This is a genomic window from Panacibacter microcysteis (assembly GCF_015831355.1).
Classification (GTDB): domain Bacteria; phylum Bacteroidota; class Bacteroidia; order Chitinophagales; family Chitinophagaceae; genus Panacibacter; species Panacibacter microcysteis.
Window position 1 is genome coordinate 1,122,961 of the sequence record NZ_JADWYR010000002.1, and the last position, 20,421, is coordinate 1,143,381.

Here is a 20,421-nt window from a genome sequence, read left to right on the forward strand (position 1 = left end):
AGCTGTTTAAAAAGGTGCAGGCAAATTTAACTTTCAACACTTTAATAAATGTTAAGAAACTGCCAAACAGGCAGTAAGAATCTTTTAGTTATTTTTGCAAGCTTATAAAGAAAAAACATTTTTGCCCGATGGCTGGATAATAACTGCCTGCGAAGCCACCTGCTGAAAAAGGTATTGCAGTACAAGAGTGCGACGCAACAGGTGATGAGTAAAGTGATACAGCCGGGTACCAAAAACTAAAATAATTCCTTAATGGAAATGTTTGACATTGCAGAGAAAGTTCATGATGAAACCCGCCAGGGAGAAGCGTTTGCGCCATTTAAAGCAGATGCGAATGCGTATCGGAAAAGATTTTACATTGAAAGTTATGGCTGCCAGATGAATTTTAGCGACAGTGAAATTGTTGCCTCTATTTTAAACAATGAAGGCTTTGGCGCCACGCGTAACCTGGAAGATGCTGATCTTGTTTTGCTCAACACATGCTCTATTCGTGAGAAAGCAGAACAAACGGTACGCAAACGTTTGACTGAATTTAGAAAAATAAAAGAGTCTAAACCGGGAATGCTGATCGGCGTGCTTGGTTGTATGGCAGAACGTTTGAAAGCCAAATTACTCGAAGAAGAAAAACTGGTTGATATTGTTGTGGGGCCTGATGCATACAGAAGTTTACCGGGGTTGATTGAAGAGGCAGAGACGGGCCAGAAAGCCGTAAATGTGTTGCTGAGCAGAGACGAAACCTATGCAGACATTTCGCCTGTACGACTGGATAGCAACGGTGTTACCGCATTTATATCTATCATGCGTGGCTGTAATAACATGTGCAGTTTTTGCGTGGTTCCGTTTACACGTGGCCGGGAACGTAGCCGCGATGCCTTATCAATCGTTCAGGAAGCGGAAAACCTTTTTAGCAGGGGCTTTAAGGAAGTTACGCTACTTGGTCAGAATGTTGACAGCTATTACTGGATAAACGAAGCCACCAATGAAACGGTAACCTTTGCGAAGCTGATGGAAATGGTAGCACTGATCAATCCGTTATTGCGTGTAAGATTCAGCACTTCTCACCCAAAAGATATTACAGAAGAGGTATTGCGTACCATGGCGAAATATGAAAACATCTGTAATTATATTCACCTTCCTGTACAAAGCGGCAGCACGAGGATATTACAACTGATGAACCGTACCTATACAAGGGAATGGTATATGGCCAAAGTAAAACAGATAAAAGAAATTGTACCCGGCTGTGGCATAAGCGCTGATATAATTGCCGGTTTTTGTACAGAAACTGAAGAAGACCACCAGGATACTTTAAGTATTATGGAATATAGCGCGTACGATATGAGCTATATGTTCTTTTACAGCGAAAGGCCTGGCACACTTGCAGCACGCCGTTATAAAGATGATATCCCGGAAGAGATCAAAAAAAGAAGGCTTCAGGAAATCGTAGAGCTGCAAAACAGGCTATCACTCGAAAGTAATAAACGGGATGTTGGTAAAATTTTTAAAGTACTCATAGAAGGCGATAGTAAGAAAAGCACGGCAGAATGGAAAGGGAGAAGTTCTCAGAATAAAATGATCGTGTTTCCCAAAATAAACAACGGTCTAAAGCCCGGCGACTACGTAAACGTACAGGTTAATGAATGTACGCAGGCCACATTACTGGGGCAGATCATTTAATTTATAAAGACAGGCATTTATGGATAAGCAAAGTATAAAAAACAGGTTTGGCATTATCGGTAACTCACCATCTCTGAATCATGCGCTGAATGTTGCTGTGCAGGTTGCAGCCACAGATCTTAGCGTACTCATTGTTGGTGAAAGCGGTGTAGGTAAAGAAAGTTTTTCTCTCATCATCCATGCATTATCGGCAAGGAAACACAACCCTTTTATCGCAGTTAACTGTGGCGCCATCCCCGAAGGCACGATTGATTCAGAATTATTCGGGCATGAAAAAGGTGCTTTTACCGGCGCCGTTGACAGCCGCAAGGGTTACTTCGAAACCGTAAGTGGCGGCACCATTTTTCTCGATGAAATTGGTGAAATGCCCATTGGCACACAGGCACGTTTATTACGTGTGCTGGAAACCGGGGAGTTCATCCGCGTGGGCTCTTCAAAAGTGCAGAAGACAGATGTACGCGTTATTGCCGCCACCAACCGGGACCTGCTGGAGTTTACGCAAACCGGCAAATTTCGCGAAGATCTTTACTACCGGTTAAGCACGGTGCCTATTCGCGTGCCATCGCTGCGGGACCGCAAAGAAGATATTCCTTTACTGTTCAGGAAGTTTGTAGTAGACTTTGCAGAACGCTATAAAACAATACCGGTACAGTTAGATGAAGACGCAAAAAACCTGTTAATAAATTATCCCTGGCCCGGCAATGTGCGTGAATTAAAGAATATTGCAGAGCAGATTTCTGTGCTTAGTACACAACCGAATGTTTCAGGGCCGGAGTTGCACAAATTTTTGCCCGATAAAACAAACAACAGGTTGCCCATGCTTGCATCAGGTGCGCAACCTGTAGGTGAATTTGCCAATGAAAGAGAGATCTTATACAAACTGTTCTTTGATATGAAAAAGGATGTGACAGAACTCAAGAAAATGTTTCTTGAAATTCTTCAGAATCCTTCACTGGCGGGGCATGCAGCTAATTATACAAAAGATTCATTGCTTAGCGATTATAATAATATGGCGCCGGAATTACCAAAGCAGGTTTCATCACCGGTGGTACATCCGCAGCTCGTTCCTTCAAACAATATGCAACCGGTTATCATTGGCCATGATGATGATGATGAAATTCATCACCATGAAGAAGTGGAAGAATCGTTGAACATTATGGATAAAGAAAAGGAACTGATCATAAAAGCATTAAAAAAGCACAAAGGCAAGCGCAAAGATGCAGCATCAGACCTGGGTATAAGCGAACGTACTCTATATCGTAAACTTAAGGAGTATGATATTGATGAATAAGTGTATGGGCCAGGGTGCAGTGCAGGCATGAAGCTCCTGTTGCGTCGCACTCTTGTACTGTAACAATATATTCAGCAGTTCCGGTTCCGCCACCAGTTGTTTACAAAGACCTGTTGCAGACCTTAGCACCGGTCTTTTACCAATAATACAAATCAGATGTTTTATAAACCTTATTCACATACTCCCTTCCGGAACATTTTTATTTTACTGTTTTTTATAGCAACGGCCATTGTGTTTTCCGCATGCGGTCCGTATACCTTTAAGGATGTGTCTATCCCGCCGGAAGTGAAGACCATTAAAATAAATTTTATAGAAAACAGGGCACCGTATAAAAACCCCCAGCTTGCAGCAAGACTTACAGACCAGTTGCAGCAAAAAGTTGCCAACCTTACCAGGCGAACAGTTACACAATCAGACAATGCCGATTATATTATCAGCGGTTATATCAGCAGCTACAATGTAAGCACAGCAGCCATCAGCGGGCAGCAGGCAGCGGCTAACAGGTTAACGGTGGGGCTAACCATGACTTTATTCAACACACTTGAAAACAAATCGACCGATTACCAGGTATCAAGAGACTTTGATTTCTCCGCGGGTTTAACACTCTCCCAGGCAGAGGCACAACTGCTCGATGACATTATAAAAAATGTTACCGATGAAATTTTTAACCGTCTTTTTTCTAACTGGTAACAGAAGCTTATTTTCACGGCATGAACGAAGCAGGTAAACATATTACACAGCATTTGTTTGGTAAGCAAGACCTGGCTCATGTAAGCAAAAGAGAGCTTGAAATGCTTACAGAGCAGTACCCTTATTTCCCGGTGCCACAGTTTTTGCTTGCAAGAAAGTTGCACGTTGAAAATGCAGGGGGAAAAGCAAGCCAGTTAAGAAAAACCGCGCTTTTTTTCAACAATCCATATTGGCTCAGTTATCTTTTGGATGACGAGACAGCAGAAGAAATAGTTTACAGTACCGGGCCAGGTTTCGCCTCAACAAATGGAGAGATGGCTGCGGCTGATGATGTGGAAGAACGTAAAGATTTTGCTGACACAAATGAATTGCCGCCGGTAGAAGAAAAAAGCAACGCAATTACTGAAACTATAGCTGAAGTTGCTCCTGAAACAGCAGAAAGAACATCAAACATAGACATACAGGAAGATGCCGTGGATAGCTACACAGACGAAATTGTTGCGGCTGTAGAAATAACCGCAAAGGAAATGGCTGTTGAACCCGCTGACGAAATTATTCCGGCGATTGAAATACCGGAAGAAGGCGTGGTGAATGAAACAGATGAGGTGGTGCCTGCTTTGGAAATAACTAAAAAAGAGTTCGCAGAAGAACCTGCAGATGAAATTGTTCCGGCGGTGGAAATACCTGCAGAAGGTGTAGTGAATGAAACAGATGAAGTGGTGCCTGCTGTAGAAGTAATAAGACAAGACTTTACAAATGAACATGCAGTTGCAGATAGTGTTCTTGTAGGAGGCACGGAACATTTCGAAGATGAATCCACCGGTTCAAACGAAGAACAGGACAGCGCTTCTGCTGAGGAAACAGATACGCAGCGGCTTAAGCTTTCCAGCCTGATTGAGCAACACCTGGCAGATTTTAAGAAACCTGTTGCCGAGCATGAAACACTGCCTGTTAAAGCAAACCCGTTTCATACAGTGGATTATTTTGCTTCGCAGGGTATTAAAGCCGATGAACAGGATAAGATGACCTACCGCGTTCGCAAGTTTACAGACTGGTTAAAACAGATAAAAGTCAAAAACCCGCAGCCGCAGGATCTTGGAACAGACGTTGAAACAGAAAAACTGATTGAAACCATTGCGGCTACTTCTAATGAACAAAAAGATATTGTAACGGAAGCTATGGCAGAAGTACTGGTAAAACAAGGTAAACTTGATAAAGCTGTGCAACTGTACAAAAAATTAGGTTTGCTTAATCCGGACAAATCCGCTTACTTTGCGGCCAAAATTGATTCTTTAAATAACAAATAAGATGAGTATTCTATTTTTAATTTTAGTGATATTGGCAAGTGCGTTGCTTGGCGCTATCGTTTTGATCCAAAACCCTAAAGGTGGTGGTTTATCAGGTACATTCGGCGGTGTTGGAAACCAGATCATGGGTGTGAAGCAAACCAACGATGTACTGGAAAAAGGCACATGGATTTTTGCGGGTATCGTTGCTATACTTTGCATTACTTCTACCCTGTTCTTTTCAGGTGGTGGCAGCTCAACCGGTTCAGACGTTATCAAAAACCTGAAGACAACTAACAGCACTACGGCACCTGCAACAACGCCTTCTGCTACGCAGCCTTCTAATACCACAACATTACCGGCTGACTCAAACAAATAAGCGCATTATCTCTGCATAAAAAAACCTCGTTTTAAAACGGGGTTTTTTGTTTGTTGCATATAAAGACCGGTATACATTAAGCTGGTCGCAAAAGCTGCATAAGGTTACCGGACGCACAAGTGAGTGACACAACCAAAGCCACATAGTAGCAATGTCGTTCACCTCCACAATCTTCATTACGCCATCATAACGGTTTCCTTGTTGTACTTTGTTCTATACTCAACAGGCGACAAACCTGTAATACGTTTAAAGATTGTTCTGAAAGCCTTTGTATCTGAATATCCAACCTCGTACATTACTTCATTGATGTTTTTGCGGCTGTTTTCGAGATTCTTCTTTGCTGCCTCAATCTTTACCCGTTGTATATACTCAACAACGGTGTTCGAGGTGGCCTTTTTGAACCGGCGTTCCATGTTTCTTCTGCCAAGAGCAAGCATGGAAGCGAGCTGGTCTACGGTTATTTTATCATCGAAATTTTGCTCAATGTACTCCTGCGCTTTGCGGATTTGCTCATCGTCGTGTGCTTTTTGACCCTGGAAAATAATAAATGGTGATTGGCTGATGCGGTCGATATCGATCATAAAAGATTTTGCAATCATAATGGCAACATCTCTGCCGGCATATTTTTCAATGATGTACACCAGCAAATTGGTGAAAGAATAGGCGCCGCCGCTTGTATAGATGCCGTCGTCTTCCGTCATTATTTTATCGTCAACCAGGTTTACACCGGGAAACAGTGCCCTGAAAGTATTGGCAGCACTCCAGTGCGTAGCGCATTGCTTGCCATCGAGCAAGCCTGTACCAGCGAGGAAAAATGAAGCGATACACATTGTTGCAACCTCTGCGCCGTTATTGTACTGCTCAAGAATCCATGGAACAAAAGCGGCATTATCCTGCATTACTTTTTTGGGATCTCCATGTACTGCCGGTATGAGTATAAGGTCTGTTTTTTTTACATCTTCTATCATTACATCAGGGCTGATGATAAACAGGCCATTGCGCTGGCTTGCCTCTTTAGCAATACCAACCAGTTGCACTTTGAATAATGCAGGCTTACCCATTTTAGAACGGATGTTGTTTACCTCATTCATAATCTGGTGAGAGCCTTCAATATTTACAACACTGGAATGGCCATGCGGAATAAGAATTGAAATGTGTTTCATTGCAAGATAAATTTTGTAAGAAATGATGCAGCCGGCGTATTGTTACGGTTATGCATTGATGCCAGGCAATCGTTTTTTCCTGTACAAATATAAATTACTCCGTTGTCGCAATCAACACGATACAATGCCGCATTTGCACCCTTTATAGAAATTGTAATGAGAGTAGGTTTGCATAAATAAAAAAGCATATACGATGGAAATATATCATTTACCCCATAACATTACTGTTTTTGGAAATACAGTAGAGGCTTTTCCGGCCGGTGTAAGTGAAGCGTTTGATAGCCTCATCAATACTTTGCCCGGCGGTAATAACCGGCTATACTACGGCCTTAGCTGGTGTACCGGTAATGATATTACATACGTGGCGGCCGCCGAAGAAAAAACTGCAGGAGAAGCCCGCCAATATGGCTATGAAACATTCACCATTGAAAAAGGAACTTACCTGTCTGTTACCGTACAAGACTGGCAGAATAAAACTGCGTGTATCAAAGATGTATTTCATGAAATAATGCTTGATGAAAGAGCCGATGATAAGACACCGGCAATAGAGATCTATAAAAATGATAAAGAAATGATCTGCCTAGTTGCGGTAAAGCGTTCAATTGAATTACTCGAAGAGTTCGATACTACAATTCGGGAGCTTTTCGAAACGATCGATGCATGCAGCACAGCTGACATCAATAAAAAGCCTGTTGAAGAAAGCTGGTCAGCGGCACAGGTAATTGCGCATATCAGCAGGTCAAACACCGGTATAGCAAGCGCGATGCAGCTCGACGGCGAAAAATTATCAAGGGAAGCTGATAAGAGAGTTGATGAGTTAAAACAGACTTTTCTCGACTTCAATGTAAAGTATAAATCACCTGAATTTATCTTGCCTGGTAGTGGCCCGTTTACCAAAGATGAACTACTCAAAAAATTGTCCAACTCCATTGATCAACTGAAACAGGCCGGTAGAAATACGAACCTTTTACTGGCTATTAAACATCCCGCATTCGGCGAGATCACCAAACTGGAACTGTTGTATTTTGTTTTGTTTCACATACAAAGACATACGCATCAGTTAAAAAATATTATCTCAACAATTAAGACGCCCGTATTCATTAATAACTAACCTATAAAATTTTTAACCATGGAATCAACACCGCAAAAGATCAAGCTCCAGGTTGTCTTAAGCCTTTTCGACTGGCATACAGGACTATTTCACAAAGCGTTGGAAGGCATCAACGATACAGATGCAGCAAACCGTTTGGGAACAAAGGCAAACCATATTGCATGGCTTTCCGGCAGCCTTGTCTATGGCAGATATAGCCTTGCAGGCCTTCTTGGAATTGAACAAAAACAGGCCGGGCTTGAATTATTCGAAAATTTCAAAGGAATCATTGATGATGCCATCTATCCTTCGCTCAACGATTTTAGAAACGACTGGAAAAATATTTCGCCTCTATTAAAAGAAAAAATCAGTAGCCTCAGTGAAGACGAGTTGAATGGTCCTGATCCGTTTAAGATGCCCGGCGGAGATTTCAAACTATTCGATACACTGTTGTTCTGCACAGACCGTGAGTCTTACTGCATTGGCCAGATCGGTATTTTCAGGCGCCTGCTCGGTTACCCTGCGCTTAAATTTGATTAGTGGTATTTGAATAAGCCATACAGTTGTTTAGCTTTAGAGAACCAATACATTGCAATCTTAAAACAAAACATATGAAATTTAACCCATACCTCAATTTCCCGGGTACCGCAGAAGATGCATTCAACTTTTACAAAAGTGTTTTCGGCGGCGATTTTTTAATGGTGCAAAGATTTAAAAACATGCCGGATGCAGACAAACTGCCACCCGGTGTTGCGCAAATGATCATGCACATATCGCTGCCGCTGAACAATGATACCATTCTTATGGGCTCAGACGCCCCCGCGCAAATGGGCTTTAAGGTTATAGCAGGTAATAACAACTATATTTCAGTAAGTCCCGATTCAAGAGAACAGGCAGACATGCTCTTCAACGGACTGTCAGCCGGCGGGCAGGTAGAAATGCCCATAGCAGACACATTCTGGGGCGCTTATTTTGGCTCATTTACAGATAAATTTGGTACAAAATGGATGATCAATTTCCAACAATCATAACAACCATTTCGTAAAGGTTTGATGGAGCGGTTTTCTTTACTATCTTACCTGTTACATTAACCACCAACCAAAACAACACATGAAAAAGTTTCTAAAAATCCTGCTTATTGCTATTGTCTCAATAGTAGCCATTGTGCTTATTGCGGCATTGTTTGCACCAAAAGAATTACACATCGAACGCGATGTAACTATCAATGCCCCAAAAGAAAAAGTCTGGAGCAATGTTGGTTCACTGCACGGCATGCATAGCTGGAGCCCGTGGATAGAGGCCGACCCGGCCATAAACATCACATACGAAGGTAATGATGGCACACCCGGCGCCATTTACAAATGGAAAGGAAACAGCGATGTTGGGGAAGGCGAACAGACCATTACAAAAACAGATGCACCAAATTCAATCAATACGCATGTACATTTTATCAAACCTTTCGAAGGCGAGGCAGATGCATCAATCGTATTGGAAGATGCCGGTAACAGCACAAAAGCCACGTGGACGTTTGACAGCAAGTATGCCTATCCAATGAATGTAATGCTGTTGCTGAGTATGGATGATATGATTGGCGATACATACAGTAAGGGGCTGAATAAATTAAAAACGATGTGCGAAGCCAATTAAAAACAGGCTCCCGTCAGGTTGCTAACCACATTTTGTTACATATGGTTGAAGTATTCAAAACGAATGTTCAGCAAAATGAACATGCAGCAGAATTGATTAACGTGCTGCACCAGGCCTTTCCAGGAAACAAGATCAATTTCGACCTGGATGATTGTGATAAAGTTTTACGCATAGAAGGTCATAGCTTTATCTGCAGCAATATTATCCGCGTTTTACAGGAGCGTGGCTTTTATTGTAATATATTGGAGTAATCTTTGGTGCCGGGCATTAGTACTACTATTGGGCATCGTTGCGTCGCACTCTTGTACGCCTTTACCGCTATTGAGCGCCCAGGGCATCACTACGCATGTTTTTTCCAGGCATTTTTGAAAATGTTAACCGGGTATAAATAACAAAGGGTTTCATTTTTTGAATCCCTTTGTTATTTCTTTCTAAGCTGTTAGTTACTGCTTAAGCACAGTTGCAGTTGCATTACTTTTTCCACTGGTAATTACAAAATGGTAGAGGCCTGCAGCATATCCTGAGATATTTACTGAATAGGTACCGGCATTATTGGCAAGTGGTTTTTGTAAAACAGTTTTACCGTTGTTATCATAAACTGTTAATGTCAGTTTCCCATTGGCAACAGACGTGTAATTGATCACCGCAACATCCTGTGTTGGGTTTGGAGAAACCCTTATACCAAGTTTCTGTGTCAACGGATTTTCATCTGCCTTAACAATCAGTTGCGCGCTTTGAGCTGTTAACGCTTTAGCTTTTGCGCCGCCTGCAGAAATTCTTACTACCCAGAAGTCGTTAAACCCTGTTCCACCAACGGTAGCCATAGATTTATCACCACTAACCGGGGATTTCGAAGTTGCACCAATGATGTATTCATTAGCAGATATTTCAGTCAGGGAAGACAATATATCGTCATCACTTCCGCCATAAGTCTTATCCCATATTTTATTTCCATTAGCATCCAGTTTTACGATCCATATATCATTGCCACCGATAGAGTTTTCTGTCTTTTCATTGCCTGCATTAGAATTGGAAGTTCCTCCAAGAATGTATCCGCCATCAATAGTCTGCTTTACTGAATAGAGATAATCTTTACCGGCTCCACCAAATGTTTTATCCCATTGTTTGTTACCAGCAGCGTCAATTTTTACAATCCAATAGTCTGTACCGCCCCTGAATCCATCTGTTTTACTAAACGATACAGGTGAGTTTGAATAGCCGCCCAGTATGTAGCCACCGTCTGCAGTCTGAGCCATACAGGTTTGATAGTCCGAGAACTTCCCGCCGTAGATTTTATCCCATTGTTGGGTACCCGCCGAATTGATTTTTATGATCCAGTAATCATTGTTACCCAGGAAGCTGTCTGTCTTTTCGTATTCTGCAGGTGAGTAGGAATGTCCACCCATCATGTATCCTGCATCGCTGGTGCGGATAAATGAGGTAAGCACGTCTTCATTTCCGCCGCCAAAGGTTTTATTCCAGGTAACTACTCCCTTCTTGTTAAGTTTGATAAGCCAGTAGTCAGACCATACAGATGAACCTCTGTTCAGTTCTGTCTTATCGTAACCATTGTTTGAGAATGCGTAACCAGCCACCATGTAACTCCTGTTATCTGCTGAAACTGCAAGACCACGGGGAGCTTCCAGTTGAATGCTGCCGACAGTATTGTCCCACTGTACAAGGCCATTTTTGTCCAACTTCACAACCCAGTAATCGTAACTAAGGTTAATGGCATCTTCTGTTTTATTGCCTGAAATGGTGGAAACAGATTTACCTGCCACCAGGTAACCTCCATCAGGGGTTTGTGTAACGTAAGGATTTACATCATCTGCCATGCCGCCGATAGTCCGGTTCCAGGTTACTGCGCCTGCACTGTTGAGCTTTACTACCCAGTAATCGTAGCCGCCAAGTGCGTTGTTTGATTTATTGCCAGATGTATTGGAGTTCGATTTGCCACATGCTATAAAACCGCCATCTGCAGTGGTCCTAAGATCAGTAAGACTATCATTACCACTGCCGCCCACAGCAAACTGCCAGCTTATGGTGGGCGTTTGAGCCATCGTGTTGATGCACAGTGCAACAAACAAAGACAGCATCATGTATAATTTTATTTTCATATTAAGGTATTTCATTGAGTTATTTAATAAGATAGATGGGTTGACGTTTGTATGGAAAGCCTGTTATTGGCAACTGGAATTGAAGTACTGGTATAATCCGCTGTAGGGCCTGCCTTCTATAATTGCTTTCATAAAGCAGGTTGAATTTTCAACGCAGAATTCAATATCAAACGCCGGATGGTTGCCGCCTGGCAAACTATGAAAAACAGAAGGTATACGTTGATTTTCCAATCTTGCATAGATAGCAGGTGCAGAATATAGTATCGGCATGGTAATGCAGCCTCTGTAATTACCTACACTATCAGGAATGCCGGCCTCTTCAGTGCCTTTGTACAAAATAACCGGTATAGGTGTTTTAACGCTGTCAATCAGCCTGTCAGCATATGCTAAACCGCCCCACAACGACACTACGCCTTTTACTTTATATGTGTTGGTAAGGTTATTCCCGCTTGTTTGCAGCGTTCCTAGCTTTGTTACAGCATAAGGGTAAAATATCTGCGCTGTTTCATCAGTAAGAAATGCATCTTCAAGGGCCAATGCTGCACCCGCGCTTGAACCACCTACAAATAACGCTGACGTATCAACATTCAGTTCTTCTGCATTTGCCACCAAATATCTGAAAGCGGCATTAACATCCTGGCATGCCCTGTAAGTTGCTTCATTTAATGAAACGGAGTCTGTTTCGCAAGCCAGGTCGCCTTTACCTTTTTTGTAACCAACACGATAATCTATTGCTACCGCAATAAATCCGTTATCTGCAAAACGGTCGCAGGCAGGCATAACATTGAAACGGTTACCACCGGAGAACCCACCGCCATGGCAATAGATTATAACAGGGTACTTTTTGTTGGAGGTAGCGCCGGTAGGATAATACATATCCATCATTATACTGTCAACAGGTCTGCCACGCCAATCAGTTAAATTGCGTGCAAATACAACACCTGGCTTGTCAGTCAGTTCGGCGGTTGCTACACTTGATGATGTCTGAGTTTTAACCCTGTTTGTTGGCCACATAAAAGCAGAAAAAGCCATTACAAAGGGTAGTAGGATAAGAGGTTTCATTAAAATTTGTTTCGACTAGGTAATGGAAAATTGTTCTCTACGGATAAACGTACTACGAAATAACCACAATATTCTTATAATATCAAGCAAACACTGGTTTTTTAATTAAAAAACCAATTAAATCGTCAAATAAGTTTCAGCTAAATAGGAAATTACCCTGCTTGCATCAAAAAAAAGGCATATATCTTTAGAAGTCAACAATTAACGCCTCTCCTTTTTAGTGTATACGTATTATAAATAAAACTGTTGTATGCCCGATTCTGAGGGCTGAAATGCGTGATGCAGCCGCAGTGTGCGACGCAACAGCAGCACAACAGATATTCTGCAGCTGGCACCACAACTACCATAACGGGTGATACTCGCTACGCAGTCGTTAAATGCGGACAAAGCCAGAGCTGATGCATGCGTATTGTGTTCGTTTTCGGCTAAGTATCTGATTCAAGGCTTGCGTAATTGAACCATATTGTATAATGTGGGTTATAAAAATCTGAACGACGACTGTATCTTTATTCATGCATTCATTTTCTGCAAGCATACAGATCATCGACATCAACCCTTATGTGCTTGTTCCTGCTGCCGTGCAAAAGCAATTGTTTAAAGATGCCGGAAGGAACAAAGGGCCAATTCCGGTTATAATGACCATGAACGGCTTCGAATTCAAACAACACCTTGTAAAATTCAGAAACCGTTGGAGGCTGTACCTGAATACGCCCATGCGCAAAGCAGCAGGTATAGATGTGGGGAATACAGGTGTCTTTACAATTTGTTTTGATGCGGAAGAAAGAATAATACCTGTTCATCCAAAACTGGCAGCCGCACTGAAAGAGAACAAAAAAGCAGCGAAAATATTCCATGCCTTGCGGCCATCTTTACAAAAAGAAATTTTACGTTATATCAACCAACTTAAGACTGAAGAATCAGTAGACATCAATGTTGTAAAAGCCATCAATTTCCTGTTGGGTAAACAGCGGTTTATAGGAAGAGATAAACCCTGAATGTATAAAGCAAACACGACCGCAGACACCAACCAATCTTTTTACGGGTTTTAACTGTGCACTTATCTATTTTTGCTGCCTTGAATTATTTTTGAATTCGCTTTTACATTATGCATTATATATCTGCCGAGGGTTTAACGAAGAGTTACGGAATAACACCATTGTTTAATAATATTTCCTTTCACATTAATGAGGGTGATAAAATTGCCCTGGTAGCACGCAATGGCGTAGGTAAAAGTACACTGCTTAGAATACTTACCGGTAAAGAAACACAGGACGAGGGAAAGCTTTGGATCAACAAAGATGTAACTGTTGCACTCTTTGAACAGGACCCTCAGTTTGACGAAGGCAAAACAGTGCTGGAAAATATTTTCAACAGTGCACATCCTGTAATGGCAGCCACCAGGAAGTACGAGGCCGCACTCGAAAGCAACAACAGCGATGAGATGCTTGCCGCCATGGCTGAAATGGATGAACTGAACGCCTGGGTGTTTGAAGCCAAAGTAAAAGAGATACTGGGCAAACTTAATATTCACCACCTGCAACATAATGTAAGCGAATTAAGCGGCGGCCAGCGTAAAAGGGTGGCACTTGCCAAAACGCTGATTGATATCGGCTTCGATCACAAGCATACATTGCTGATGATGGATGAGCCAACCAACCATCTCGATGTAGAAATGATTGAATGGCTGGAGCATTTCCTGAACCAGGAAAATGTTACACTGCTGATGGTGACCCACGACCGTTACTTTCTGGATGCTGTATGCGAAGAAATATGGGAACTCGAACGCAGCAATATGTATGTGTATAAAGGCGATTACGAAAACTATCTCGACAAAAAGGCGGCAAGGCTGGAAAGTGAGCAGGCCAGTATAGATAAAGCACGCAACGAGTATCGCAAAGAACTCGAATGGATGCGCAAACAGCCAAAAGCAAGAACAACAAAAAGCCGTAGCCGGGAAAACAACTTCTACGAAGTTGAAGCCAAAGCAAAACAAAAAATTGCCGATGCCCAGTTACAGTTACAGGTAAAAATGACCAGGCTTGGCGGCAAGATTGCCGAGATGAAAAAGGTGTATAAAAGCTACGATGATAAACCAATTCTAAAAGGCTTCGACTATACTTTCAGCAAAGGTGAGCGGGCCGGCATTATTGGTAAAAACGGCGTTGGCAAATCCACGTTTTTAAATATCCTGCAAGGGCTGGAAACGGCAGACAGTGGCAAAGTAAACATTGGAGATACAGTGGTGTTTGGAAACTTCTCCCAACAGGGACTTGTAATCAAAGACAATGTTCGGGTAATAGAATATGTAAAATCTTTTGCTGAAAATTTCCCGCTGGCAAAAGGTGGCAGCCTCAGCGCAGCGCAGTTTCTCGAGCTCTTCTTATTTCCACCTGAAAAGCAATACACGTACCTCTCGTCTCTAAGTGGCGGCGAAAAGAAGCGCCTGCAATTGCTGACGATTCTTTTTACCAACCCTAATTTTCTTATTCTCGATGAGCCTACCAACGACCTGGATCTGCCAACACTCGGTGTATTGGAAAATTTTCTGCAGGATTACCAGGGCTGCATTCTTATTGTAAGCCATGACCGTTATTTTATGGACAGGCTCGTAGACCACCTGTTTGTGTTTGAAGGCAATGGCGATGTAAGAGACTTCCCGGGTAATTATTCGCAATACCGCATATGGCAGAAAGAAGAAGAAAAGAAAGCACCGGTCGTTACTTCAATGCCTGCAACTGAAAGCCAGGCAGAAAATGCTACCATGCAGCAAACCGCCAGCAGCAACAGGAAAAAAGCGGGCTTCAAAGAAAAAAGAGAGTTTGAGTTATTGGAAAAAGAGATTGCAGAACTCGAAACAGAAAAGCAACAACTGGAAGAACAACTGGGCAATCCTGCTGCATCGTACGAACAGTTAAACAGTGCAAGTAAACGCATTGGGGAAATAAGCATGCTGCTGGAAACAAAAGAAATGCGCTGGCTCGAGCTCAGTGAAATTTTATAATACAAACTATGGGCCCGGCTGTTGTACAAGCATGAAGCTGTTGTTGCGTCGCACTCTTGTACAACACTGCTTAACTCAGCACTTTAACACAACCTGGTTACAATAAACTTAGCAATATGGATATTTTAGGAGTCGGTTCCCGTATTACTCATCCTTCGTTCGGGCAGGGTGTGGTCATCCGCATTCACAAACGGGTGTACGAAATATGCTTTATTGAAAACGGTATTAAAACAGTTAATAAAGATCAGCAGCTGGAGATAACAGAACGTGTAGAACCGGAATACAATGTAAGCTTCAGCGAAGCAGAAGACGCGCTGGTAAAGATCCTGCGCGAATGGAGTGACGTAACAGAAGTTGTCTCGCTTGGCGACAAATGGAAGAACGGTACAATGATTTTGAAACCCGGCGATGCAACACTTAAAGATAAAGAAGTACCGATAGATGTTTTCTTTAATAAGATCGTTATGCTGCGCGATCGTTTGCGTGTAATGGAGCAAAGAATAAATGCGCATGATAAACTGAGCAATGAAGACAAAGTAAATCTTCAACAGTATATCACACGCATTTACGGTTCACTTACTACTTTCAACGTGTTGTTTAAATACAGAACCGATTATTTTGAAGGCGAGAAAAGCTAATGCTGATACGTAAGGAATAAGGAAACAAAGCATGGGAAAAGTCAGTGCCCGATATAATATTCCTTTGCTTACTTATCTGCCTTCAGCTCAGCATCGATTGCCATACCGGCTGCAGCTAACTGATTGAAAGCAACTCCACGTCGAATATCAATGTACTGTAAGGTTGTATATAGGCGCCGGCCTGCCTGTCTCCATAGCCAAGGTGTGGCGGAATAAAGAAACGAAACTTGCTGCCTGTGGGCATCAGCTGCAAACCTTCCGTCCAGCCGCTGATAACGCGGTTTAAAGGAAAGGTTGCCGGCTGGCCGCGCTTTACAGACGAATCGAATATTGTTCCATTGATCAATGACCCTTCGTAATGGCAGGTTACATTTTGTGAAGCCTGTGGTTTGGCACCGGTGCCCATATGCAGCACTTTGTATTGCAGGCCGCTTGGTAAAGCAACAACACCTTCTTCTTTTGCATTTTTCTCAAGAAAATCTGCACCTTCCTTTTTTGTTGCTTCAAACTTTTCTTCCCTGGCCTGGGTTAGCTTATCAAAAAGACTCATGATAAAAATGTTTTGTGTAAATGTTTAATAAAAGATACAAGCTGCAAAGGTAAAAGAATTAAGATGGTACATAAAACACAGCGGGGTTAATCTTTGCCCACCAGCGATAAGAACCCTGAAGAGTGCGACGCAACAGAAGTTTAATAGTAGTAATGCAGGTGGGCCACTAATTAAAAAAACTTCTAATTTTATTGCAAACCAACATCAAATTGAATCCACGTTTTTCCTTATCTGTGTGGTTCCTGGTAATAGCTGCCATAACCATTACAGGTACAACGGGCTTTATGCTGATAGAGCATTATTCTTTGCTCGATGCGGTGTATATGACGGTGATTACGGTAACAACCATCGGCTACAAAGAAGTTTACCCGCTGTCAGATGCAGGAAAAATATTCAATATCATCCTTATTATTTCATCATTCGGAACCTTTACCTATGCCATTGCAAGGCTTACCCAGTTTCTGATAAGCGGCGAGATGGCAATGTATTTTAAAAACAAAAAACTTATGCAGGCAATACATCAGTTGCATGACCATGTTATTATATGCGGCTTTGGTAGAAATGGCCAGCAGGCCGCCAGCACACTAATGGCGCATAAAGTACCATTTGTGGTAATCGAAAAAGACAACCACAATATAGAGCAATGGTTAACAGATCATCCATCGCTTACATATATGAATGCAGATGCAACGGAAGATGAAACCCTGGTACGTGCAGGCATTCATAAGGCCAGGGCACTGGTTATAACATTGCCGCAGGATGCAGACAATGTATTCATTGTGTTATCTGCCCGTTCTTTAAACACTTCTATACAGATCATCAGCCGCGCATCGCAGCATGGCACCACCACCAAGCTAAAAAAAGCAGGCGCAGATAATATTGTAATGCCCGATAAAATTGGCGGCACGCATATGGCCACACTTGTATCAAAGCCAGATGTGGTAGAGTTTATAGAGTACCTGAGTGGTGAAGAAGGCGAAAGCATTAACATGGAATCTGTTGATTACAACAGGCTGCCTCCTGAAATACGCGATCAGCCGCTTAATGTAATCATGTCGTGGAAAAAAACCGGCGTAAACTGTATTGGCATTAAAAGCAGCGATGGAAAATTTCTCATCAATCCTCCCGAAGACACCATTGTGTCTGCCGGCATGAAAGTAATCGTGTTGGGCACCCGCGTACAGATCGATGCCATGAAACATAATGTGGAAGGAATATAAATGTTGATACCGGCAATAGCACACTCTTCAACACTTGTTGTGTCACTCACTTGTACGTTCTGTTCGTTGTGCAGCTTCAGTCTGCGGGTACAATTGTACAAACAGTCAGCAGCCTGGCTATAAAGCAATCAGCCCGGTTTTTTCAACCAGGCTGACGATGTAATAAGCATTGTAAATTTTAGCTTTTAAGACTGTTGATATCAATTACAAAACGATATTTCACATCGTTCTTCGCCATGCGCTCATATGCTTCATTGATCTCCTGCATATTGATCATTTCAACATCGGCCACAATGTTATGTTCGGCACAGTAGTCAAGCATTTCCTGTGTTTCTTTTATACCACCAATCATAGATCCTGTAATGCTTCTGCGATTATTCAACAATTTGAAAGCGCCAACCTTTGATGGCTCAGGTGGTAAGCCTACCACCATCAGGCGGCCGTTTAAGTCCAGCAAGTCTAAATAAGCTTCATACTCATGGTTAGCAGAAACTGTATCGAGAATTACATCAAAATAGCTGGCATATTTTTTCATTTCAGCACGGTCTGTGGTAAGAATAAAATGATGCACACCCAGCTTTTTTGCATCTGCCTCTTTAGATTTGGATGTACTCAGCAAGCTGACTTCTGCACCAAAAGAAACGGCAAACTTTACACCCATATGGCCGAGACCGCCAAGACCCACAATGGCTACCTTCATACCGGGTTTTACACTGGCAAAACGCAGCGGTGAATAAGTAGTAATTCCTGCACACAACAAGGGCGCCACAGCTTTAAGATCCAGCTTTTCAGAAACATGCAGTACATATTTTTCATCTACTACTATCTGCGTAGAGTAACCACCTTGTGCAATTGTTTTGCCGTCACGTTCCATAGCATTGTAAGTACCCGTCATGCCTTCCACGCAATATTGCTCAAGGTCCTGCTTGCAGTTTTTACATACACGGCAACTATCTACCATAACACCCACACCTGCTATTTCGCCTACTTTAAAATTTCTTACTTCGCTGCCGGTCTTTACTATTTTACCAACTATTTCATGACCGGGTACCATTGGGTAAATGGAGCCACCCCATTCATCCCTGACCTGGTGCAGGTCTGAGTGACAAACGCCACAATATAAAATCTCCACCTGCACATCATGAGGGCCCACTGCTCTTCTTTCAAAATTAAATGGCGCCAGTGGTGAGGTTGCACTTTGTGCGGCATATGCATTTACAGGAATCATATATGATAAAATTTTTAGGAGCAACAAAAGTAAGGATGCAAGGTTCAAAAGCCGCCAACAAAATTCTTTTGCCGGTTATATACGGCAAAGATTTTACAGCGCTGGTTTGGTATAATTTCGCAGTCGCCTATGCTTTCTTCAACAATAGAGTTATATAAAAATGCCTATACAGGCTTATCACGCAAAACATGGTACCTGTCTGTTGTAATGCTTATTAACCGCAGTGGTACAATGGTGGTACCTTTTCTTACCATTTATGCAACACAGGAGCTCAGGCTGACTATTATACAGGCAGGTTTTGTTATGGGGTTATTTGGTATAGGTGCTGTAGCAGGTGCATTTATCGGTGGCAGAATTACCGACTGGTTCGGCTTCTACCCTATGCAGATATTGTCTTTGTTTTTTGGCGGCATCATGTTTATTGTTACCGGTTATATGCACACGTATGAATCTCTTTGTATCAGCACATTCATACTAAGTATATGCAATGAGTCATTCAGACCTGCCAATGCAACGGCTATTGCATTTTACAGCAAAGAAGAAAACAGGACGAGGTCTTACTCACTCAACCGGCTGGCAGTTAATCTGGGGTGGGCAGTTGGCGGCGCACTTGGCGGTTTTCTTGCATCTGTAAGTTTCGAGCTGCTCTTTTGGGTAGATGGTTGTACAAACATTTGTGCAGCATTACTGCTGCTCAAACTGTTGCCTTACGTTAAAAGCGGCAACAGGCATGCATCAGCAAAAGAAACAACAGTTACCAAAGCTGCCTGGAAGGATGCGGTGTATGTATTGTTCCTGCTGCTTACAGTATTATTTGCTACATGCTTCTTCCACCTCTTTACCATTCTGCCTGTTTTTTATAAAGAGTCCTGGCAACTGACTGAGCAGTTTATAGGCATTCTGATGGCGATAAATGGTATCATTATCGTATTTATAGAAATGGCGTTGATCTATAAACTTGAAGGAACAAGGAGCAATACCAGTTTTATACAGCGGGGTGTGTTTATGGTTGGTGTAGGTTATGCTCTTATTAATATACTTCCGGACGCCGCATGGTCTTCTGTGTTATCTATGGTCATCATTACACTTGGAGAGATATTTTCCATGCCTTTTATGAATTCGTTCTGGATCAGCAGGACTTCTGCCACTAACCGGGGTCAATATGCAGCTATGTACACCATTGCCTGGAGCATTGCGCAGATAACAGCCCCGACATTAGGTAGCCAGGTTGCTGCAAACATCAACTATACAACGTTATGGTGGTTGATTGCAGCACTATGCCTGCTGGTTAGTATCGGCTTTATGCTGCTTGGCAAAAAGATAAGCCGTCAGTCGGCTGTATTATCGCAATAAATCAGCATGCTATTCACAAGCAGTTGTTGTCT

20 protein-coding genes are annotated in these 20,421 nt (G+C 42.4%); 15 read left to right on the forward strand and 5 right to left on the reverse strand.

Annotated features, from left to right (window positions below; translation table 11 throughout):
• Window positions 1–252 precede the first annotated feature (252 nt).
• From miaB to secG, 5 genes are all read left to right on the forward strand, one after another.
• Complete coding sequence (miaB, locus tag I5907_RS16525; protein WP_283016287.1) at window positions 253–1,674, forward strand: tRNA (N6-isopentenyl adenosine(37)-C2)-methylthiotransferase MiaB; 1,422 nt, start codon at window positions 253–255, stop codon at window positions 1,672–1,674.
• Window positions 1,675–1,693: 19 nt separating this feature from the next.
• A complete protein-coding gene (locus I5907_RS16530) occupies window positions 1,694–2,965 on the forward strand; it encodes a sigma-54 interaction domain-containing protein (RefSeq protein WP_196991910.1) in 1,272 nt (423 codons plus the stop codon).
• 156 nt (window positions 2,966–3,121) lie between these two features.
• On the forward strand, window positions 3,122–3,655 hold the full coding sequence (lptE, locus tag I5907_RS16535; RefSeq protein ID WP_231402140.1) for an LPS assembly lipoprotein LptE: 534 nt from the start codon (window positions 3,122–3,124) through the stop codon (window positions 3,653–3,655).
• Between the two features lie 20 nt (window positions 3,656–3,675).
• The gene (locus I5907_RS16540; RefSeq protein ID WP_196991911.1) at window positions 3,676–4,962 is read left to right on the forward strand and encodes a hypothetical protein; all 1,287 of its coding nucleotides are present in this window, start codon (window positions 3,676–3,678) and stop codon (window positions 4,960–4,962) included.
• Window position 4,963: 1 nt separating this feature from the next.
• A complete protein-coding gene (gene secG, locus I5907_RS16545) occupies window positions 4,964–5,320 on the forward strand; it encodes a preprotein translocase subunit SecG (RefSeq protein WP_196991912.1) in 357 nt (118 codons plus the stop codon).
• Between the two features lie 176 nt (window positions 5,321–5,496).
• On the opposite strand, the gene I5907_RS16550 is transcribed toward secG, so the two are convergent.
• Window positions 5,497–6,483, reverse strand: a complete 987-nt coding sequence (locus I5907_RS16550; RefSeq protein WP_196991913.1) for a GlxA family transcriptional regulator — start codon at window positions 6,481–6,483, stop codon at window positions 5,497–5,499.
• Between the two features lie 193 nt (window positions 6,484–6,676).
• On the opposite strand from I5907_RS16550, the gene I5907_RS16555 reads away from it, so the two are divergent.
• The 5 genes from I5907_RS16555 to I5907_RS16575 all read left to right on the forward strand — a co-directional run bounded on the left by I5907_RS16555 (window position 6,677) and on the right by I5907_RS16575 (window position 9,471).
• Window positions 6,677–7,594, forward strand: a complete 918-nt coding sequence (locus I5907_RS16555; protein WP_196991914.1) for a DinB family protein — start codon at window positions 6,677–6,679, stop codon at window positions 7,592–7,594.
• 18 nt (window positions 7,595–7,612) lie between these two features.
• Complete coding sequence (locus I5907_RS16560; RefSeq protein ID WP_196991915.1) at window positions 7,613–8,113, forward strand: DinB family protein; 501 nt, start codon at window positions 7,613–7,615, stop codon at window positions 8,111–8,113.
• A gap of 71 nt (window positions 8,114–8,184) precedes the next feature.
• The gene (locus I5907_RS16565; RefSeq protein ID WP_196991916.1) at window positions 8,185–8,604 is read left to right on the forward strand and encodes a VOC family protein; all 420 of its coding nucleotides are present in this window, start codon (window positions 8,185–8,187) and stop codon (window positions 8,602–8,604) included.
• Window positions 8,605–8,683: 79 nt separating this feature from the next.
• Window positions 8,684–9,220 carry an SRPBCC family protein gene (locus I5907_RS16570; RefSeq protein ID WP_196991917.1) on the forward strand — a complete coding sequence of 179 codons (537 nt, stop codon included), beginning with the start codon at window positions 8,684–8,686 and terminating at the stop codon, window positions 9,218–9,220.
• A gap of 41 nt (window positions 9,221–9,261) precedes the next feature.
• A complete protein-coding gene (locus I5907_RS16575; RefSeq protein ID WP_196991918.1) occupies window positions 9,262–9,471 on the forward strand; it encodes a hypothetical protein in 210 nt (69 codons plus the stop codon).
• A gap of 192 nt (window positions 9,472–9,663) precedes the next feature.
• Here the strand turns inward: I5907_RS16575 and I5907_RS16580 are convergent, their stop codons facing one another.
• Window positions 9,664–11,337, reverse strand: coding sequence for a T9SS type A sorting domain-containing protein (locus I5907_RS16580; protein WP_196991919.1), 1,674 nt, complete (start codon window positions 11,335–11,337; stop codon window positions 9,664–9,666).
• A gap of 63 nt (window positions 11,338–11,400) precedes the next feature.
• The gene (locus I5907_RS16585; protein ID WP_196991920.1) at window positions 11,401–12,399 is read right to left on the reverse strand and encodes an alpha/beta hydrolase; all 999 of its coding nucleotides are present in this window, start codon (window positions 12,397–12,399) and stop codon (window positions 11,401–11,403) included.
• Between the two features lie 512 nt (window positions 12,400–12,911).
• Here I5907_RS16585 and I5907_RS16590 point away from each other — a divergent pair.
• The 3 genes from I5907_RS16590 to I5907_RS16600 all read left to right on the forward strand — a co-directional run bounded on the left by I5907_RS16590 (window position 12,912) and on the right by I5907_RS16600 (window position 16,038).
• On the forward strand, window positions 12,912–13,394 hold the full coding sequence (locus I5907_RS16590; protein WP_196991921.1) for a YdeI/OmpD-associated family protein: 483 nt from the start codon (window positions 12,912–12,914) through the stop codon (window positions 13,392–13,394).
• A 110-nt stretch (window positions 13,395–13,504) separates the two neighbouring features.
• Window positions 13,505–15,400, forward strand: coding sequence for an ABC-F family ATP-binding cassette domain-containing protein (locus tag I5907_RS16595; protein WP_196991922.1), 1,896 nt, complete (start codon window positions 13,505–13,507; stop codon window positions 15,398–15,400).
• 116 nt (window positions 15,401–15,516) lie between these two features.
• Window positions 15,517–16,038 carry a hypothetical protein gene (locus I5907_RS16600; protein WP_196991923.1) on the forward strand — a complete coding sequence of 174 codons (522 nt, stop codon included), beginning with the start codon at window positions 15,517–15,519 and terminating at the stop codon, window positions 16,036–16,038.
• Window positions 16,039–16,153: 115 nt separating this feature from the next.
• Here I5907_RS16600 and bamJ read toward each other — a convergent pair whose 3' ends face one another.
• Complete coding sequence (gene bamJ / locus I5907_RS16605) at window positions 16,154–16,588, reverse strand: BamJ family beta-barrel-assembly machinery protein (protein WP_196991924.1); 435 nt, start codon at window positions 16,586–16,588, stop codon at window positions 16,154–16,156.
• 209 nt (window positions 16,589–16,797) lie between these two features.
• Here bamJ and I5907_RS16610 point away from each other — a divergent pair, with 209 nt between their 5' ends.
• Window positions 16,798–17,808 carry a potassium channel family protein gene (locus I5907_RS16610; RefSeq protein ID WP_196991925.1) on the forward strand — a complete coding sequence of 337 codons (1,011 nt, stop codon included), beginning with the start codon at window positions 16,798–16,800 and terminating at the stop codon, window positions 17,806–17,808.
• 178 nt (window positions 17,809–17,986) lie between these two features.
• Here I5907_RS16610 and I5907_RS16615 read toward each other — a convergent pair whose 3' ends face one another.
• Entirely contained in the window at window positions 17,987–19,036 is a 1,050-nt protein-coding gene (locus tag I5907_RS16615; RefSeq protein ID WP_196991926.1) for an NAD(P)-dependent alcohol dehydrogenase, read from the reverse strand.
• 129 nt (window positions 19,037–19,165) lie between these two features.
• Here I5907_RS16615 and I5907_RS16620 point away from each other — a divergent pair, with 129 nt between their 5' ends.
• Window positions 19,166–20,389: an MFS transporter gene (locus I5907_RS16620; RefSeq protein ID WP_196991927.1), complete on the forward strand. Its 1,224-nt coding sequence runs from the start codon at window positions 19,166–19,168 to the stop codon at window positions 20,387–20,389.
• Window positions 20,390–20,421 lie beyond the last annotated feature (32 nt).

What these genes read in the sequence shown, in the direction of transcription:
- miaB (WP_283016287.1), top strand. Translation starts at nt 253, where the DNA reads ATGGAAATGTTTGACATTGCAGAGAAAGTTCATGATGAAACCCGCCAG.
- I5907_RS16530 (WP_196991910.1), top strand. Translation starts at nt 1,694, where the DNA reads ATGGATAAGCAAAGTATAAAAAACAGGTTTGGCATTATCGGTAACTCA.
- lptE (WP_231402140.1), top strand. Translation starts at nt 3,122, where the DNA reads ATGTTTTATAAACCTTATTCACATACTCCCTTCCGGAACATTTTTATT.
- I5907_RS16540 (WP_196991911.1), top strand. Translation starts at nt 3,676, where the DNA reads ATGAACGAAGCAGGTAAACATATTACACAGCATTTGTTTGGTAAGCAA.
- secG (WP_196991912.1), top strand. Translation starts at nt 4,964, where the DNA reads ATGAGTATTCTATTTTTAATTTTAGTGATATTGGCAAGTGCGTTGCTT.
- I5907_RS16550 (WP_196991913.1), bottom strand. Translation starts at nt 6,483, where the DNA reads ATGAAACACATTTCAATTCTTATTCCGCATGGCCATTCCAGTGTTGTA.
- I5907_RS16555 (WP_196991914.1), top strand. Translation starts at nt 6,677, where the DNA reads ATGGAAATATATCATTTACCCCATAACATTACTGTTTTTGGAAATACA.
- I5907_RS16560 (WP_196991915.1), top strand. Translation starts at nt 7,613, where the DNA reads ATGGAATCAACACCGCAAAAGATCAAGCTCCAGGTTGTCTTAAGCCTT.
- I5907_RS16565 (WP_196991916.1), top strand. Translation starts at nt 8,185, where the DNA reads ATGAAATTTAACCCATACCTCAATTTCCCGGGTACCGCAGAAGATGCA.
- I5907_RS16570 (WP_196991917.1), top strand. Translation starts at nt 8,684, where the DNA reads ATGAAAAAGTTTCTAAAAATCCTGCTTATTGCTATTGTCTCAATAGTA.
- I5907_RS16575 (WP_196991918.1), top strand. Translation starts at nt 9,262, where the DNA reads ATGGTTGAAGTATTCAAAACGAATGTTCAGCAAAATGAACATGCAGCA.
- I5907_RS16580 (WP_196991919.1), bottom strand. Translation starts at nt 11,337, where the DNA reads ATGAAAATAAAATTATACATGATGCTGTCTTTGTTTGTTGCACTGTGC.
- I5907_RS16585 (WP_196991920.1), bottom strand. Translation starts at nt 12,399, where the DNA reads ATGAAACCTCTTATCCTACTACCCTTTGTAATGGCTTTTTCTGCTTTT.
- I5907_RS16590 (WP_196991921.1), top strand. Translation starts at nt 12,912, where the DNA reads ATGCATTCATTTTCTGCAAGCATACAGATCATCGACATCAACCCTTAT.
- I5907_RS16595 (WP_196991922.1), top strand. Translation starts at nt 13,505, where the DNA reads ATGCATTATATATCTGCCGAGGGTTTAACGAAGAGTTACGGAATAACA.
- I5907_RS16600 (WP_196991923.1), top strand. Translation starts at nt 15,517, where the DNA reads ATGGATATTTTAGGAGTCGGTTCCCGTATTACTCATCCTTCGTTCGGG.
- bamJ (WP_196991924.1), bottom strand. Translation starts at nt 16,588, where the DNA reads ATGAGTCTTTTTGATAAGCTAACCCAGGCCAGGGAAGAAAAGTTTGAA.
- I5907_RS16615 (WP_196991926.1), bottom strand. Translation starts at nt 19,036, where the DNA reads ATGATTCCTGTAAATGCATATGCCGCACAAAGTGCAACCTCACCACTG.
- I5907_RS16620 (WP_196991927.1), top strand. Translation starts at nt 19,166, where the DNA reads ATGCTTTCTTCAACAATAGAGTTATATAAAAATGCCTATACAGGCTTA.